The sequence below is a fragment of the Nocardia paucivorans NBRC 100373 genome (assembly GCF_000308675.1).
GTDB lineage: Bacteria > Actinomycetota > Actinomycetes > Mycobacteriales > Mycobacteriaceae > Nocardia > Nocardia paucivorans.
Genome location: NZ_BAGE01000001.1, coordinates 64,781 through 80,354, shown reverse-complemented (window position 1 = coordinate 80,354; position 15,574 = coordinate 64,781). Strand labels below are relative to the sequence as shown.

The window sequence follows — 15,574 nt, the reverse complement described above, 5'->3', positions numbered from 1 at the left end:
GGGTTGTCCGAGCGTGCGCTCCTCGCCGGACATTTCCTGTTCGACGTAAGAGCAAACGATAAGTCAGGTCCGGGGCCCAACCAACCAAGGTTCCCCTAAGAAAAAGAACTAGCTGGGCTTCTTCATCCGATCCTCCACATATGCGTGTTATTCAGTGTAAAGCAGCGAGCGGGCCCGGATCGAACTCGATCGGTCGTTCCGAACAGCGATGATCCACCGATCGCGGCCGTTCCCAGGTCGCCCCGTTGCGACCTCGGACCCTCGCTCACCTGCGTCGAAGATGAATTCCCGGCGATGGAACCAGGCAAACACATCCGCGCGCGGCTAACTGTCCTCCGCCGGAAAGAGATGTCCGCAACAGCAGCGTGACAAGCGCGTAACATGATCCGACCGTCCGGCCTGTTTTAGAAATTCCGAGAGCCGGCACACATTCAGCAAACCGCCCCATAGTGGAATCGGACACACTTTTCGCCCCCATTGACACCCCCGGATCCACCCGGCATCGGCGGCCCACACGGCCGCGAGAAAGAGTTCGATCTCACCTCTGTGACACCGGACACAGACGCTTGTTCGTACTCGGTATATCGCGCGGAGCCTGTCACGCTGAAACAACGAACCAGTGACAGTTCGGCCCACGTCCGCCCGGGATTCGGACCGACGGCGCATACCCACGGACGACACGTGTGGCGGCGAACTGGTCCGTACCCAAGAGCTCTGGGACGTGGAGGAGACGTAGAGGATGTGGCTCCCATGACCGTCGCCGGCATGTTCGTCTGGCTCGGCGGAGGCCAACCGGCCGAGCCGGCCGATGGGTACGAACGTACCGGATACCTCGTCACCGGTGCGAGCGTTACGGTCTTCGCGCTGGTCGCCGCCGGAATCGCCATGACGGCATTGGGTCTCTCCGATGGATGGCCGCTACCTGCCGCCATCGCGGTCGCGGTGGTGGTGGGATTCGTCACCGGACTGATCGGGCGCACCCTGGCCGGGGCCGAACAAACCGGACGTCCCGATCTACCCGCCGGCACACCGAACCGTCGGGCGGTGGTAGGACGGATCACGGTGGCGGCGTTGATGGGAATCCTGCTCGCCGAACTCGCCGCCACGGTGCTGTTCGACGGCACGATCGATCGGCTGCTCGACGAACGGGCCGCGACCTCCGCCGCGGCCACACCGGAAGTACGTCTCGCCCACACCCGACTGGACCGCGCCGTTGCCGACCGCGCCGCACTCGACCGGACCCTCACCGAGGCCGAGACCGCGCTCGACGAAGCTCTGATCATCGCCCGATGCGAATACCACCCGACCCCACAGTGCCCGCAGACCAAGATCACCGGGGTACCCGGGCGCGGACCGGAGGCCCGAACGGCCGAAACCATGCTCGACGACGCCCGCGCCCGGCTACGGGACGCCCGAACGCGAATCACCCCGCTGGACCAGCGGATAGCCGACGCCCGCGGCGCCCTGGACGAGGCCGAGGCCACCGCGATCGCCACCGCCGACCGCGGCTTCGGCGCCCGCTGGGCGGCCATGCACGACCACACCGTCTCGACGCCGAGCGCGTTCATCCTGCGGCTGCTCGGCACCATTGCCTTCGTACTGTTCGCCCTGTTGCCACTCGTCCTGCGATGGTGGCGCGGTGAGACCACCCAGGAGCGGCGTCGAGCCGCCGCCGCGGTGCGTGACCGGGCCGAACGCGCCGCGGATGCGGCGATCGCCGAGAAACAGGCCCAACTCCGGGCCGAAGCCGAAACCCTGCGCGCGGAACAGCAACTGGCCGAAACCCGGCTGGCCGCCGAGGCCGATACCGCCATTGCCCGGGAACAGCAGCGGACTCGCATCATCGCCGCCATCGGCGGCCTGGAGATCGGGGTCACCGAATCACCGCGCCGCACCCCCGAACAGGTCGGGCGAGAAGTAACCACCCGCGACCGCGCCCTACCTGTCGGCGACCTCGCACCCGACGACGCGAACGCCGAGCCCCACCATCGCCCCGGCGACCCGGCCGAAGCCCCGGCAGCCGTCGACCCGCGCTCCGACCGCCTCCCCGACGTGCGGACGGCACCGCCGGCCGGCTCGGATGGCCTGGAGCTGCCGCTGATCGGCATCGTTCCGTTCAGCGATACCGCGGTTCGCCTGATCCGCCCATTGGTCCCGTCGTTCGTCACCTCGGCCATCGATACCGCGAGTCGGCCGCTGCGCACCGCCCGACAGGTCCTGGAAGAAGCCGAAGAGATCACCTTCACCCTGCGCCGGACCCGGGCGGTCACCATGAACACCACCACCGGTCCGGTCCCGTCGTCTTCCCCCGAATCCGGCACCGACCGGCAACTCTCGGCCTCGGTCGTCGATATCACCTACCCCGACGCGGAAACGGTCGCCGTGCCCACTTCCCCGCTCACGGGCGAACCGGATGTCGTCGACCCCGACGAGCTCTCGGCACCGCACGCCACCGCACTGTCGAAGCGACCGAACCCGCCACAACTGCCTCCCGGCCACTGACCCCGGCCATTTCACCCACCGACACCAGGAGCGGCGAAACCGTCGACGGGCCGATGGTGGCCGCACCCACTAGACTCGGCCGCGTGCTGCCGGCCGCCGACACGGACGGCGCCGTCGGGGCGGGAACGGATTCGCAATCGCTACCCCACGACATGACGGTGCCGATCCGCCCCCTGACCTTCCGCGAGCTACTGGACCTTCCGTTCGCCCTCGTCCAACCCGATATCGGCCGGCTGGCCGGCTTCGCGGGCATCCTGTTGGTGGTCGGTGAGGTGGCAGTGGTGGGAGTCACCGGCGCGGTGTCCTGGCTGACCGACGGCTCGGACGCCGGCACCGCCCTCGCGGCGATTCTGACGACGATATGCGCCGCCTGGCTGCTCCGCTTCGTCCTCCGCGGGGTGTGTACCGCCATCGGACTGGCGCGGGTCTTCGCCGAACCGATCGGTTGGCGGACCGCAGTGACACGATTCGGCACGCGATGGCGGCCACTACTGCTGTTTCAGACACTGTTCACCCTGGTGGGGGTGGGTGTCCTGCTCATCGGCATTCCGCTGGCGTTCATCGGTCCACTCGGACTGGTCTGGCTGGGATGGTTGCGCGCGAAGCGATTCATAGCGGTGCCGATCATCATGGCGGAGGGGTTGCCCGGCCGAGCCGCGATGGATCGCGCGCACCTACTGGACCGGGATGTGCTGTGGGCCCGAACGAGCCTGTGGATCTGTCAACGCCTACTGCTCGGGTTGCTGACGATCCCGCTGCTGGCGATTCCCTGGTTCATCAGCGATATCTCCGGCACCCACCGCTGGGCGTTCACCGCACTGCTCTCCTCGGCCGCGCTGTTGCTCGTCGCCTTCGGCGAAATCGTGGAGGCGGCCGGGCGAGTGGTTTGCTACATCGATTCACGCTGCCGGAGAGAAGGTTTGGACATCCGGGTTCCCGGCTTTTCGCCCGGTGGCCGACCAACCGACGTGGGCGAACCCGGTCCGACCGGCTTCCCGGCCGCCGAACCGTTCGGAGGGCGATGTTGATCCCCATGCATCAACCACCGTCAGACCCCTACCGGCCGCCTCCCGCACCCGACATACCGCATCTGGAGTCCGCCGAAGCCCACCGTGCGGCAGCGGAAGCGGCGGCCGCACGCCAGGATTTCGACACCGCGTTGCGGGAACGATTCCGCGCGATGCTGCGCGGTATGGAGCAGCACGGCGTCCTGAAGGTGCGCCGATCCCGAACCGCCCACGAAACCGCCCACGAGGCGGCCGGAACCCTACCGTCGCCGCAATCCACCGAGTTGTCACCCACCGCCCGGGGTTTCGACGAGGTCGTCTACGGCGGCCGACCCGCCGGCGAAGACGAGTACCACCGGTTGTCGACCGTCGATATCTTTTCCGCCGCGGCGCCTCCGCCCGCCCCCGAACCTGTCGAGGTGGACGCCGGGGAAAGGAAGAACCGCGCTCACCGGTCCCTATCCCTGCCGACACTGCTCCGGGACCATCGGTTCTGGATCACACTGGTGGCTTCGGTTCTCCTCGTCGTGCTGTTGTGGGCCGTACTGCACTCGTGCGGCGCACCGCCCACCTCGTCGGCTCCCGACGCACCGCCACCACCGACCCGACAGCCTCGAGATGGCGACACCGCACCACCCGGGCTCGTGGGCTCCGATTCCGTCTTCGGCCGGTTACCGGCCCCGGTGGCCTTCGGCGGTTTGCAATTTCTCATCGTCATCGGACTCCTGGCCTGGTGGCGGGCTCGACGCCGCGGGGCGTTGGTCGGCGAACCACGCCCGGTGGAGGTCGCGGCCGATGAGCTGCTCACCGGCCAGGCCGGGCTCTACCGCCGGTCCGGCGACCACGAACACATCGCGGCCGTCCTTCGCGCCGCCACCGTGCGCCGCGTCCGGCGCGCGCTCGGCACCGGCGCGGGCGATACCCCGGATGCGCTGATCGCCGCGATCGCCACACGTATCAACGCCGATCCACGGCTGATCGGCACTGCTCTCTACGGCCCGGTTCCCGACGCATCCACCGTGGAACTGATTGCCGCCCAACTCGAATGGATCGAAGCGGAGATCGGATGACCAGCATCGACACCAGTAAAACCCCCGCCCCGACCGCGGCCGAAGCCGGGGCCGCGCTGGCCGCGCTGCGCACCGAGATCGGCAAGGCCGTGGTGGGTAACGACGAGGCCGTCATGTATCTCGTCCTCGCCCTGCTGTGCCGCGGCCACGTCCTCCTGGAAGGTGTTCCCGGCGTGGCGAAGACGCTACTGGTGCGGGCCCTGGCCACCGCCCTCGACCTGGAGCACACCCGGGTGCAGTTCACGCCCGACCTCATGCCGGCCGATGTCACGGGTTCGCAGATCTACGATCCGCATTCGGCGGAGTTCACCTTCCGCCAGGGGCCGGTGTTCACCAATCTGCTACTGGCCGACGAGATCAACCGCACACCGCCGAAAACCCAGTCCGCCCTGCTGGAATCGATGGAGGAACGACAGGTCTCCGTCGACGGCCGCCCTCGCCCGCTGCCCGACCCGTTCGTGGTGGTCGCCACCCAGAACCCGATCGAGCACGAGGGGACCTACCCGCTGCCGGAAGCGCAGCTGGACCGGTTTCTGTTCAAGGTCGATATCCGACTTCCCGGCCGCGACGACGAATTCCATATTCTGCAGCGGCATGCCGCCGGGTTCGATCCCCGGGACCTGAACGCCGCGGGTCTGCGACCGGTCGCCGGTTCGGCGCATATCGCCGCCGCCCGGGCCGCCATCACCCAGGTCACCATCAAACCGGAGGTGCTCGCCTACATCGTCGATATCTGCCGGGCCACCCGCGCCGCGGCGGCCGTCCGCCACGGTGCCTCCCCCCGAGGTGCGACCGCGCTCATGGCCGCCGCCCGCGCACTGGCCTGGCTGAACGGCCGCGGGTTCGTCACCCCCGACGATGTGAAAACGGTGGCCGTGGCGGTGCTGCGGCATCGGCTGCAATTGAAACCCGAAGCGGAGCTGGACGGGGTGACCGGTGAGCAGGTGATGTCGTCGTTGCTGCTGTCGGTCCCTGTCCCGGTGTGATCATGGTCGTCACGGGTCGGTTGGTCGCCGCGGCGGCAGTGGGGGCCGTATTGGTCACCTTCGCGGTGCCGTCGTGGCTCGGTGTCGCCTTGACGAGCCTGACCATCTTCACGTTGATGATGATCGACCTCGCCCTGATGGGTCGTGCCGACGACCTGCTCCTGGAACGGACACCGCTATCGGTGGTGCGGCTGGGTCGCAGTATCGATAGCGAGTTGGTGGTGACGAATATCGGTGACCGGCACATTCGCGGACTGCTGTGGGACGACTGGCCGTACAGCACCCGCCCGGCCCACCGCGAACACCGGATCGATCTCGCACCCGGCACCCGCACCCGCCTGCGCACGACGCTTACCCCCACCCATCGTGGAGACCGCGCGGCGGGTCCGATCACCCTGCGGCTGTTGGGTCCACTGGGGATGGCCGGCCGACAGACCCGACAGACGGTCGACACACGGGTTCGGGCACTGCCGCCGTTTCGCAGCGAGCGACTGCTCGTGTCGAAGGCGAAACAGTTGCAGCTCCTCGAAGGCCGTAATCGATCCACTCTGCGCGGGCAGGGTACCGAATTCGATTCGTTCCGGGAATACGTTCCGGGCGACGATGTCCGCGCCATCGACTGGCGTGCCACCGCTCGGGCCGCCGATGTGTTGGTGCGCACATGGCGGCCGGAACGCAACCGCCATGTGCTGATGCTGCTGGACACCGGCCGGATCAGCGCGGCCCGCGTCGGCGACGGCACCCGACTGGACGCCGCGATCGAGGCCGCCCTCCTGCTCGGTGGGCTCGCCGCCGCGGCCGGCGATACGGTCGGCCTGCTCGCCTACGACCGCCGTGTCCGGTGCGAAGTAAGCGCCGAGAACGGCCGGGGACTGCAGCCGAAACTGATGCACGCCCTCGCCGGTGTCACACCTGCCCTGGTCGATACCGATACCGGCGGCCTGGTGCGGGAGGCCGTGCACCGGTCCCGCAGGCGCGGTCTGCTCGTCTGGTTCACCGGCCTCGACGGCGTCGCGGCCGCGGAGAACCTGGTGCCTGTGCTTCCGATGCCGGCCCGTCGGCATCGGGTGCTGATCGTCTCGGTCACCGATCCCGAGATCGCCGCCGCGGCCGACGACCGCACCGATCTCGACGCCATCTACCGCGCGGCCGCCGCCGAAACCCGACTCGCCGAACAGGCATTGGTTCAGGAATCGCTGCGCCGGATGGGGGTATCCGTGGTCGCCGCGACGCCGGAACGACTGCCCGAGGTCCTGGCCGACGAATATCTGGAACTCAAACGATCCGGCGCCGTGTAGCTCGACGCTTTCACGGCCGCCGGATCACGACGAACGCCGCCTACGAGACGAATCCCACAGGACGGGTCGGCATTACAACGCCCGGCGGCAGCACACCGGGGACCGGCATCGTGGACGGCACCGGCGGTGGTAGCGCACGTCGCTGACGTTCCGCGATCACGCTGCCCAGGATCTGCACCGGTGGGTATCCCTCGGGGGGCGCGACCCGTAGCCGCGCGCAGACCGCGCTCACCAACGCCACACCGAGCTCGTGCTGCGCGGCCGGGGTCAGAGAGTGCACCCGGGTCAGATAATGTCGCATCGACAACGCCAGATCGTCCGGCAGCGCGGCCAGGTCGAGTTTCGCCGACCAGCCGGTGAGCCAATGCGGCGGCACGGCCAGGGCCGGTGGTGGCAATTGTTCCCGGATGTACACGACCACGGTGCCCGCGAGCACATCGCCCACCCGCCGGGCGTGCGGCGAACACATCGAGGTGATCACCGCGATGACGCCGAATCCGCCCAACATCCAGAAGTCCACGATGGCACCGGCCAGACCACGGGTGATGGTGTGCCGGAAGTCCACCGGTCCGCCGTCGGCGCGGACCACCCGCAATCCGAAAACCAGTTTGCCCGGGGTACTGCCCCGCAACAGGGTTTCGCAGGTCACCGGATACCCGACGAGCACCGTGACGACCATGAGCACCGACGCGGTAGCGACCCACGCCCTGTCCGCGGACGAGAACAGCACCAGGACGCCGAACGCCAACAGCCAGCCCAGCAACAGCTGAACCACGACATCGATCAGGAACGCGGCGGCCCGGGACGGGATGCGGGCCACGGGTAGCTGTAGCGCCACCGCTTCGCCGGTCGTGAATTCAGCCATGTCGAATAGCATTCTTCCACGGCAGCGCCGCCACCGCCGGATCGGCGGAACCGGCCGGGCGCACGAATCGGGAGCGGGAGGCAACCGTATGGACGTGGATGCATACAGCTACGCACATCGCGGGGCCTGGATCCGCTTGGATGCGCTGGCTCGCAAACGCAAGCTCACCGGTGCGGAGGCCGACGAGCTGGTCACGCTCTATCGGCGTGCCTCACAGCAGTTGGCCCGATTGCAGACACACAGCCCCGAACCGGAACTGGTGAGCGGTCTCAGCGCGGTGCTGACCCGGGCGCGGGGTCGGATCGTCGGCAGCCGAAACGATACCCGGACCGAGATCGGTCGCTTCTTCGCCCATCGCTTCCCGGCGGCGGTGTATCGCGCCGGCCCGTGGGGTTTGACGGTGGCGGTGGTATTCCTGGCGGTCTCCGCCGGTTTGGCCCGTTGGATCGCCGAATCGGATTCGGCGCGTACGGTGCTGGGCATCCCGACGAACACCGCGGACCTGACTGCCCCCGGGGGGCGGTTCGAGTCCTACTACTCCGAACATCCCAATGAGGCGTTCGCGGCACAGGTCTGGACCAATAACGCCTGGGTGTCGGCAATTGCGCTGTTCACCGGCGTACTGATCCTGCCCGCGGTGTACCTGCTGTTCATGAATGCGCTCAATCTCGGGGTGACGGCCGGATTGATGATGGAAGCAGGTCGTCTCGATGCCTTCTTCGGCTTCATCCTCCCGCACGGGATCCTCGAGCTGTCGGCGGTGTTTCTCGCCGGGGGCGCCGGATTGAAACTCGGCTGGACGCTGGTGGATCCGGGCCGGTCGAGCCGAATGGAGGCGGTGGCCCGACAGGGCCGGGCCACCGCGACGATCGCGCTGGGACTGGTGCCGGTATTGCTGGTGGCGGGCCTGTTGGAGGGATTCGTGACACCGAGTGATCTGCCCACACCGGTACGGATCGGATTCGGGGTACTCGCCGAGGCGGCCTTCCTCGGTTACGTCTTTCTGGTCGGACGAAAAGCGACCCGGGAACCGGAAACCGGAAACATTACGGGGGCGAAACCGGGGTTGTAGACAACACCGAGCACACCGCGGCCGAACATGGTCGAACAGCGGCAGCAACGCTCTTCGAGCAACCAGGTGAAGGTTCCCCCATTTGAATTCCGCTGGCCGCAGCGAGTCGCTGCTCAGCTGCGGCCAGCGTTGCTTTCAACTGTACACAATCGTTACCCACACGCAACCCACTTCGACACAGGTCACACGTATAGGCAGCCGGCCGGCAAACTCATTCGAAACCACAACTTTTCACCTCGGTGGCAAACTTTCAGCAGCCGCATATGAATGGAAAACGGTACTTTCATTTGCAATTGCATTCCATAGCTCCAGGTCACACACATAACCAACGAGAACGGCGGCGAGCGCCACACGATCGACCCCATGAGACCCAACCCGTCCACCCATGAGAACCCCCACGACCTGCAGATTCGGGCAAAAGCCAACGTCGAGCAAGAATTCGGATGCAATAATGCGACCGCAAGTATGTTTATAGGGGCAGAAACCGGGGTAGTCTCTTCAACAAGCCTTACAGAAGTACCTGCACACAGTTAACCAGCGCCATAACAGGGCGTGAGCCAGCCCACTCTCCCCCATGCCCCCCGGCCGCCGCGGGGAAACCCAGCAGCGCCACCGCAACCAAAATCGACGGTGTGATCTTCACCTCATCAATGAATGGGCATATGTTTCCGGAAATGCACCGGCTTTCGGGTTTCGGACCGCTCACCTGCCCGTTTCGTCGTTGAACGACCGCATGAAGACCCTGCACACTCGCGCCCGTTGTCGAGCGTGACCGATCGGCCGGCCCGACCGCACGGCCTGTTCGAAGGAGGTTTCACACCTCCGCTGAATCGCAGACAATCCGCGCGATATCGCAACGGAGACCGCCAGGGGACGATTGCGACTCGCCAAGACTTCCTCACCGCGCTACCGCCGCCGGACGCGAGTCCGGCCGCCGCCATCACCACCGACACGATCTATTTCATGGACGACCGGGACGCGGCCTGCGCCGAACCGGCCCCGGGCACTCTGCCCCGGGGCCGGGCGGTGATCCTCGTCGCCGATCCGAACACCCTGGCCCCGAACACCCTGGCCCCGAACACCCTGGCCCCGAACACCATGGCCGAGACGCCGTTCACCGCGCACCGCTTTCGCCCGCCGACCGGTCACCGAAGTCGGTGCGACATCGGAGCGGGCCGGGCGCACGGTGAAACACCGCACGGACCACCGCCAACCGATACCCGCTCGCCTGCTCATCACCCCGTGGAGGACTACATGAGCGCCCCACCATCGATTCGGATCTCGGTACCGGTCATATAGCGACCGTCCTCGGAGCCGACCATGGCGACCACCCCGGCGATGTCCTCGGGCGTACCGAGTGCCCCGTTGTTCATCCATCCGGTCAGCCGGGCGAACAGGCTCCCGTCGGCGCCCTCGGGCTGATCGACGATGGATTTGGTGGTGATACCGCTGGTGATTCCCGCCGGCACGATATTGACCGCACGCAACCCCTGTTTGACGTACTCCAATGCGATCGCGTGGGTGAAAGCGTTGACTCCGGCCTTGGACGCGGCGTAGGCCGCCAGATACGGTGCGGCGCTGAAAGCAGCGGTCGAGGACAGATTCACCACCACACCGTGACCGGAGTCCACCAGGGCGGGCAACAGCGCCTGGGTTACCAGGAAGGTTCCGGTGAGATTCACCGTGATCACCTGATTCCAGGCTTCCAACGGCATTTCATGGGTGCGCGCCGGTCGGAGAATACCCGCGGCGTTCACCAGCATGTCCAGTCCGCCCAGGGTCGCGAGGGCCGCGTCGGCGGCGGCGCGTACCGACTCCTGGTCGGCCACGTCCACCTGTACGGTGCTCAGCCGTTCGGCGGCGTCACCGGCCTTCTCGACCGTGACCGCCAGCCCTTCGGCATTGATATCGGCGGCCACCAGTCGGGCTCCTTCGTCCAATAATCGCAGGGCGATACCCTGGCCGATGCCCGATCCCGCACCTGTCACCACAACCCGCCGGCCGTCATATCTGCGCATAGGTTGAATTAGAACAGGTTCTGGTGACGAGTCAACAGGTATGCCCGTTTTCCTGGCGTATTACTGTAACGAGTTCTAGTGTGTATTCATGGTGATGGACACGCCCGATCCCTTCAGCCCCGCGACACTCGGCCCGATACGCTTGCGTAACCGCATCATCAAGGCCGCAACCTTCGAGAGCCGGACGCCCGACGCGTTGGTCACCGATGATCTGATCGATTTCCACCGCCAGGTCGCCGCGGGCGGCGTGGGTATGACCACCGTCGCGTATTGCGCGGTCGCCCCCGAGGGACGGACCGACCGGCACCAGATCTGGATGCGCCCGGAAGCCCTCCCCGGCCTCCGAAAGCTCACGGACGCCGTACATGCCGAAGGCGCTGCAATCTCGGCGCAATTGGGACATGCGGGACCGGTTGCCAATGCGAAATCGAATCAACTACCCGCCTTGGCCCCCACCAAGCATTTCAGCCCTCTCGGTATGCGAATGACCCGCTCGGCGACCCGAGCCGATATCGATCGCATCGCCGAGGCGCATGCCCGGGCCGCCCGGCTCGCCGTCGAAGCCGGATTCGACGCGGTGGAACTGCATTTCGGCCACAACTATCTGATCAGTTCCTTCCTCAGCCCCCTGCTCAACCGGCGATCCGACGACTACGGTGGCTCGCTCGCCAACCGCGCCCGGTTCGCTCGGTCCACGGCCGAGGCGGTACGCGCGGAAGTGGGAACAGAGATCGCGGTTCTGGCCAAATTCAATATGGACGACGGCATACGCGGCGGATTCGCTCCCGAGGAGAGCCTGACCGTCGCGCAGTGGCTGGCCGCCGACGGCCACCTGGACGCGCTCGAACTCACCTGCGGCAGTTCCCTGCTCAATCCCATGTATCTGTTCCGCGGCGACGTTCCGCTCCGTGAATTCGCCGCGCAGTTCCCCATCCCGCTGCGGTGGGGGATGCGGATGACGGGCAACAAATTCCTGCGTCGGTACCCGTATCAGGAGACCTATATGCTCGATATGGCGCGACGTTTCCGCGAGGCCATCGATCTGCCACTGGTTCTGCTCGGCGGTATCGCCTCTCGGGAGGCGGTCGATACCGCCATGGCCGAAGGCTTCGATTTCGTCGCCATGGCGCGCGCCCTGCTCTATGACCCTTCCATCGTGCGGCAGATGGAGAGCCGATCCGCCTCGGTCTCGCCGTGCACGCATTGCAACCGCTGTATGCCGACCATCTACGAACGCACCCGCTGCGTACTCACCACGGAATCGGTGGATGCCTGACCGGCGTCGGAGCGGGTGACGGAAAACACAACACCGGAAGACCACCCGCTCCACACCACCACGTGACCCATTTGCGCAGGTGGCGCAGTTGTGTCAGTCATCCTATGAATTTCGGGTTCACACCATAGATTGGCCTATTGTCCAGTTTCGTAGCTGTCCGCAACCGGTACCAGCAACGGAGCGCGCGTGTTAGAACTGGAACATTTCAACTATGGGTGGGTGACACCGGTCATCGCCTATGTCATCTCGGTTATCGGGTCGATTCTCGGTCTGCGCTGCGCTGCGCACGGCCGCTCCTCGTCCCGTCCGGCCGGATGGCTCGTCGCGGCGGCCGTCGCGCTCGGCGGAGCCGGTATCTGGGTCATGCACTTCACCGCGATGCTCGGCTTCTCCATCCGCTCGGTGACCATCAGCTACGACGTGCCGATGACCCTGCTCAGCGCCGTGGTGGCAATCGTGGTGGTGTGGCTGGGTCTATCCATCGTGGTGCGCAGCGAGCGCGAGTTCGTCGCCCTGCCGCTGGGTGGCGCGATCACCGGCCTCGGCGTCGCCGCCATGCATTACATGGGTATGTACGCGATGAAATCCGATGCGAAGGTGTCCTATGCCATCGTGCCGGTCGCGGCATCGATTCTGATAGCGGTGATCGCGGCAACGGCCGCGCTGTGGTTCATGCTGCATATCCACGGGCGGACGGCCACTATCGGCGCCGCGCTGATCATGGGTGTCGCGGTCTGCGGTATGCACTACGTGGGCATGACCGCCATGCACGCCGAACACTCCGGCCACCACAGCGCCACCCCGGCCGGTGTCGAGCCCCTCGAACTACTGACCCCGCTGATCACAGTGGTCACCCTTGTGCTGGCAATGCTGATCATGATGGTCGGTGTTGCCGAATTCGACGAGCGCGCGGTCGTCGCGGCCACCCCCACGCCCGCATCCGTTCGGGAGCGCAACGGAGTTCTCGCCTCGGCGCACAACCCCGATGTGACGGAGGACGGCCGGCTACTGCCACACGGGCACAAGCGGAAATAGCCGGGTAGATCCACGCCGTCCGATATCGGGTGCCCTCGCAGTCTCATCACGACTCCCGAGGACACCCGACGGGCACCCGACGGACACCCGACGCGCTCCTGTCGTTCGCAACTTCCCGATGCGGTCCGTGAGCCGAATCCACAACCGCGCCCGTCCTCGTATCCTCACCCATCCCGATAAGTCGAGTGATCTTCACCACTCGAAAAGCAGCGTCGGGCAATACGGGGTACGACCCCGGCGAATGCGCCCTGCCCGGCCCCGATCACGGCAGACCGCTTCCACATGGAGCGTGTCACGGCCTCGAATCCGGGAGCATTCATCGAGTCGGCACCGGAAGGCCACGTCGGCACCGGAAGGCCACGTCGGCACCGGAAGGCCACGTCGGCACCGGAAGGCCACACCGGCGCTTTCGGTTCCTCCCCGCTTCTGGTTCCTCTCCGCTTTCGGTTCCTTTCGGAGGCCTCCGCGAGTTTTGCGAGCTCTCGCGAAAAGATCGAGCCCCCGTGAAAGGATTCAGGGCCGGTCGGAAATTCCGACCGGCCCTGAATCTCATGGTGGGCGAAGGGGGACTTGAACCCCCACGTCCCGAAGGACACTGGCACCTGAAGCCAGCGCGTCTGCCATTCCGCCACTCGCCCGAGCGACGGTCAGACAGTATCACGAGGACGGCTCAGAGGCGAAATCGCGGTGGTGTCCGCCGGACGACGGGCTCCTACCTGCCGTGACCTCGATCGTATCGGGGAAGCGTGGAACTCTCGTGCGACTTCGATAGTTACAGGGGTGGGCGAACGCGGATATCATGCAGAGAACGTGCTCGTAGAACGACACGCCATGTCCGTGCGCCGTCGTTGCGAAAGAGGAGACCACCTCACCGAAGGGAGGGCCACGATGGGCATCGTATCGAGATTCGAACGTCGCCTGCAGGGCGCCGTCGGTGATGTGTTCGCCAGGGCCTTCGGTGGGAGTGTAGTGCCCCAGGAGGTGGAAGCGGCGCTGCAGCGTGAGGCCGCCGATCGACTCCAGGACCTCGGCGACGGGATCATGCTCGCCCCGAACAGCTATGTGATTACCATAAATCCTTCCGACCATCGACAGCTCGATGCCGATCACGACCTCACGACACGCGCATTCGCCAAACATCTACAGGACTACATCCGTGATCAAGGATGGCAGACCTACGGCGAAGTACACGTGACATTCGAGGCATCCCCTACGCTGCACACCGGAATGTTCAGGACGAGCGGTCGGGTCGACCCCGATGTCGGCCGCGGAGCTCCCGCAGCTCCTCGCCCGGAACCCCTGCCACAACGACACGCACACCCGCAATCAGGAGCTGGCCCCATGACGCAGAACTCTGGCTACGACCCGAGCCGTGAGCACGCGGAGTCCGATCCACGCAACCGCGGGTACGCTTCCCCGCCCCCTGGGCGCGGACCGCAGAACGGCGCGTACCCCGACGACTACGGCTCCGGCGCGCCGTACGGCGGCGGCTCCGATTACCGGGCGCCCGATTCTCAGGGTTACGGCGACTATCAGAACGGCTACGACTACCAGCAGGGCGGGCCCGGCTACGACCAGCAGGCCTACGACCAGGGTTACGGCCGACAGGGCTACGACCAGCAGGCCTACGGCCAGGGAGACCAGCAGGCCTACGGCCAGGGATATGCGGACCAGCAGGGCTACCCCCAGCAGGGGTACGACCAGGGCTACGGCCGACAGGGCTACGACCAGGGCTACGGTCAGCAGGGCTACGACCAGGGCTACGGCCGGCAAGGCTATGACCAGGGTTACGACCAGCAGGGCTACGACCAGCAGGCCTACGACCAGGGCTACGGCCGACAGGGCTACGACCAGGGCTACGACCAGCAGGGCGGTTACGCCGAAGACCAGGCCTACGGTCAGCCGAACCAGGCGGCGTACTCGCAGCAGAGCGGCTACGGCCCCCAGGGCGGTTACGCGGCCGGCGGTTACGCGCCGGCGCCGGGGGGCACCCTCTCGGCGACCCTGTCCCTCGACGACGGCAGCGGCCGCACATATCAGCTGCGAGAGGGAAGCAATATCATCGGCCGTGGTCAGGACGCACATTTCCGGCTACCCGACACCGGGGTCTCCCGTCGCCACATCGAGGTGCGCTGGGACGGCCAGACCGCGATGCTCTCGGATCTCGGTTCGACCAACGGCACCCTGGTCAACGGTTCGCCGGTGCAGGACTGGCAGCTGGCCGACGGCGATGTGATTCGCGCCGGACACTCCGAGATCCTCATTCGCATCGTCTGATCGCGTAGGCTCGCCGTGCGGATCACGAGATGCCTCTCACATAATGGAGCGGCTTATCGTGATCGAAATCGGCCGACGGTCCTATGATGTGCCAACACACGCGCGGCACCCATCGGGGCCGCGCCAGAACACAGCGGTGGGGTGGGTCGCACCACACCTACGGCACCG

At 66.3% G+C, this 15,574-nt stretch carries 12 protein-coding genes and 1 tRNA gene; 10 read left to right on the top strand and 3 right to left on the bottom strand.

Features of this window, described 5'->3' with window-relative positions:
* Positions 1 to 750 precede the first annotated feature (750 nt).
* The 5 genes from ON32_RS00315 (at position 751) to ON32_RS00295 (ending at position 6,863) form a co-directional block, all read left to right on the top strand.
* Positions 751 to 2,502 (top strand): DUF4407 domain-containing protein, encoded by a 1,752-nt coding sequence (locus ON32_RS00315; protein ID WP_051132703.1) that lies wholly within the window; start codon positions 751 to 753, stop codon positions 2,500 to 2,502.
* A gap of 83 nt (positions 2,503 to 2,585) precedes the next feature.
* A complete protein-coding gene (locus ON32_RS00310; protein WP_157224029.1) occupies positions 2,586 to 3,530 on the top strand; it encodes a hypothetical protein in 945 nt (314 codons plus the stop codon).
* 5 nt (positions 3,531 to 3,535) lie between these two features.
* Positions 3,536 to 4,579: a DUF4129 domain-containing protein gene (locus ON32_RS00305; protein WP_040787903.1), complete on the top strand. Its 1,044-nt coding sequence runs from the start codon at positions 3,536 to 3,538 to the stop codon at positions 4,577 to 4,579.
* Entirely contained in the window at positions 4,576 to 5,565 is a 990-nt protein-coding gene (locus tag ON32_RS00300; RefSeq protein ID WP_051132702.1) for an AAA family ATPase, read from the top strand. Before ON32_RS00305 ends, ON32_RS00300 begins: the two co-directional genes overlap by 4 nt.
* Positions 5,566 to 5,567: 2 nt before the next feature.
* On the top strand, positions 5,568 to 6,863 hold the full coding sequence (locus ON32_RS00295) for a DUF58 domain-containing protein (protein ID WP_040787901.1): 1,296 nt from the start codon (positions 5,568 to 5,570) through the stop codon (positions 6,861 to 6,863).
* Positions 6,864 to 6,903: 40 nt separating this feature from the next.
* On the opposite strand, the gene ON32_RS00290 is transcribed toward ON32_RS00295, so the two are convergent.
* Positions 6,904 to 7,728: an RDD family protein gene (locus tag ON32_RS00290; RefSeq protein ID WP_051132723.1), complete on the bottom strand. Its 825-nt coding sequence runs from the start codon at positions 7,726 to 7,728 to the stop codon at positions 6,904 to 6,906.
* Positions 7,729 to 7,816: 88 nt separating this feature from the next.
* On the opposite strand from ON32_RS00290, the gene ON32_RS00285 reads away from it, so the two are divergent.
* On the top strand, positions 7,817 to 8,800 hold the full coding sequence (locus tag ON32_RS00285) for a stage II sporulation protein M (RefSeq protein WP_040787755.1): 984 nt from the start codon (positions 7,817 to 7,819) through the stop codon (positions 8,798 to 8,800).
* Between the two features lie 768 nt (positions 8,801 to 9,568).
* Entirely contained in the window at positions 9,569 to 10,099 is a 531-nt protein-coding gene (locus ON32_RS00280) for a hypothetical protein (protein WP_051132701.1), read from the top strand.
* On the opposite strand, the gene ON32_RS00275 is transcribed toward ON32_RS00280, so the two are convergent.
* On the bottom strand, positions 10,051 to 10,818 hold the full coding sequence (locus ON32_RS00275; protein ID WP_040787753.1) for an SDR family NAD(P)-dependent oxidoreductase: 768 nt from the start codon (positions 10,816 to 10,818) through the stop codon (positions 10,051 to 10,053). The two genes, ON32_RS00280 and ON32_RS00275, sit on opposite strands and share 49 nt — an antisense overlap.
* 94 nt (positions 10,819 to 10,912) lie before the next feature.
* Here ON32_RS00275 and ON32_RS00270 point away from each other — a divergent pair, with 94 nt between their 5' ends.
* Both ON32_RS00270 and ON32_RS00265 read left to right on the top strand, forming a co-directional pair.
* Positions 10,913 to 12,094: an NADH:flavin oxidoreductase gene (locus ON32_RS00270; protein ID WP_040787899.1), complete on the top strand. Its 1,182-nt coding sequence runs from the start codon at positions 10,913 to 10,915 to the stop codon at positions 12,092 to 12,094.
* A 186-nt stretch (positions 12,095 to 12,280) separates the two neighbouring features.
* On the top strand, positions 12,281 to 13,129 hold the full coding sequence (locus ON32_RS00265) for an MHYT domain-containing protein (protein ID WP_083873801.1): 849 nt from the start codon (positions 12,281 to 12,283) through the stop codon (positions 13,127 to 13,129).
* 552 nt (positions 13,130 to 13,681) lie between these two features.
* On the opposite strand, the gene ON32_RS00260 is transcribed toward ON32_RS00265, so the two are convergent.
* A tRNA-Leu gene (locus ON32_RS00260) sits at positions 13,682 to 13,767 on the bottom strand.
* A gap of 250 nt (positions 13,768 to 14,017) precedes the next feature.
* Between ON32_RS00260 and ON32_RS00255 the strand changes: the two genes are divergently transcribed.
* Positions 14,018 to 15,406, top strand: a complete 1,389-nt coding sequence (locus ON32_RS00255) for an FHA domain-containing protein (protein ID WP_040787751.1) — start codon at positions 14,018 to 14,020, stop codon at positions 15,404 to 15,406.
* Positions 15,407 to 15,574 lie beyond the last annotated feature (168 nt).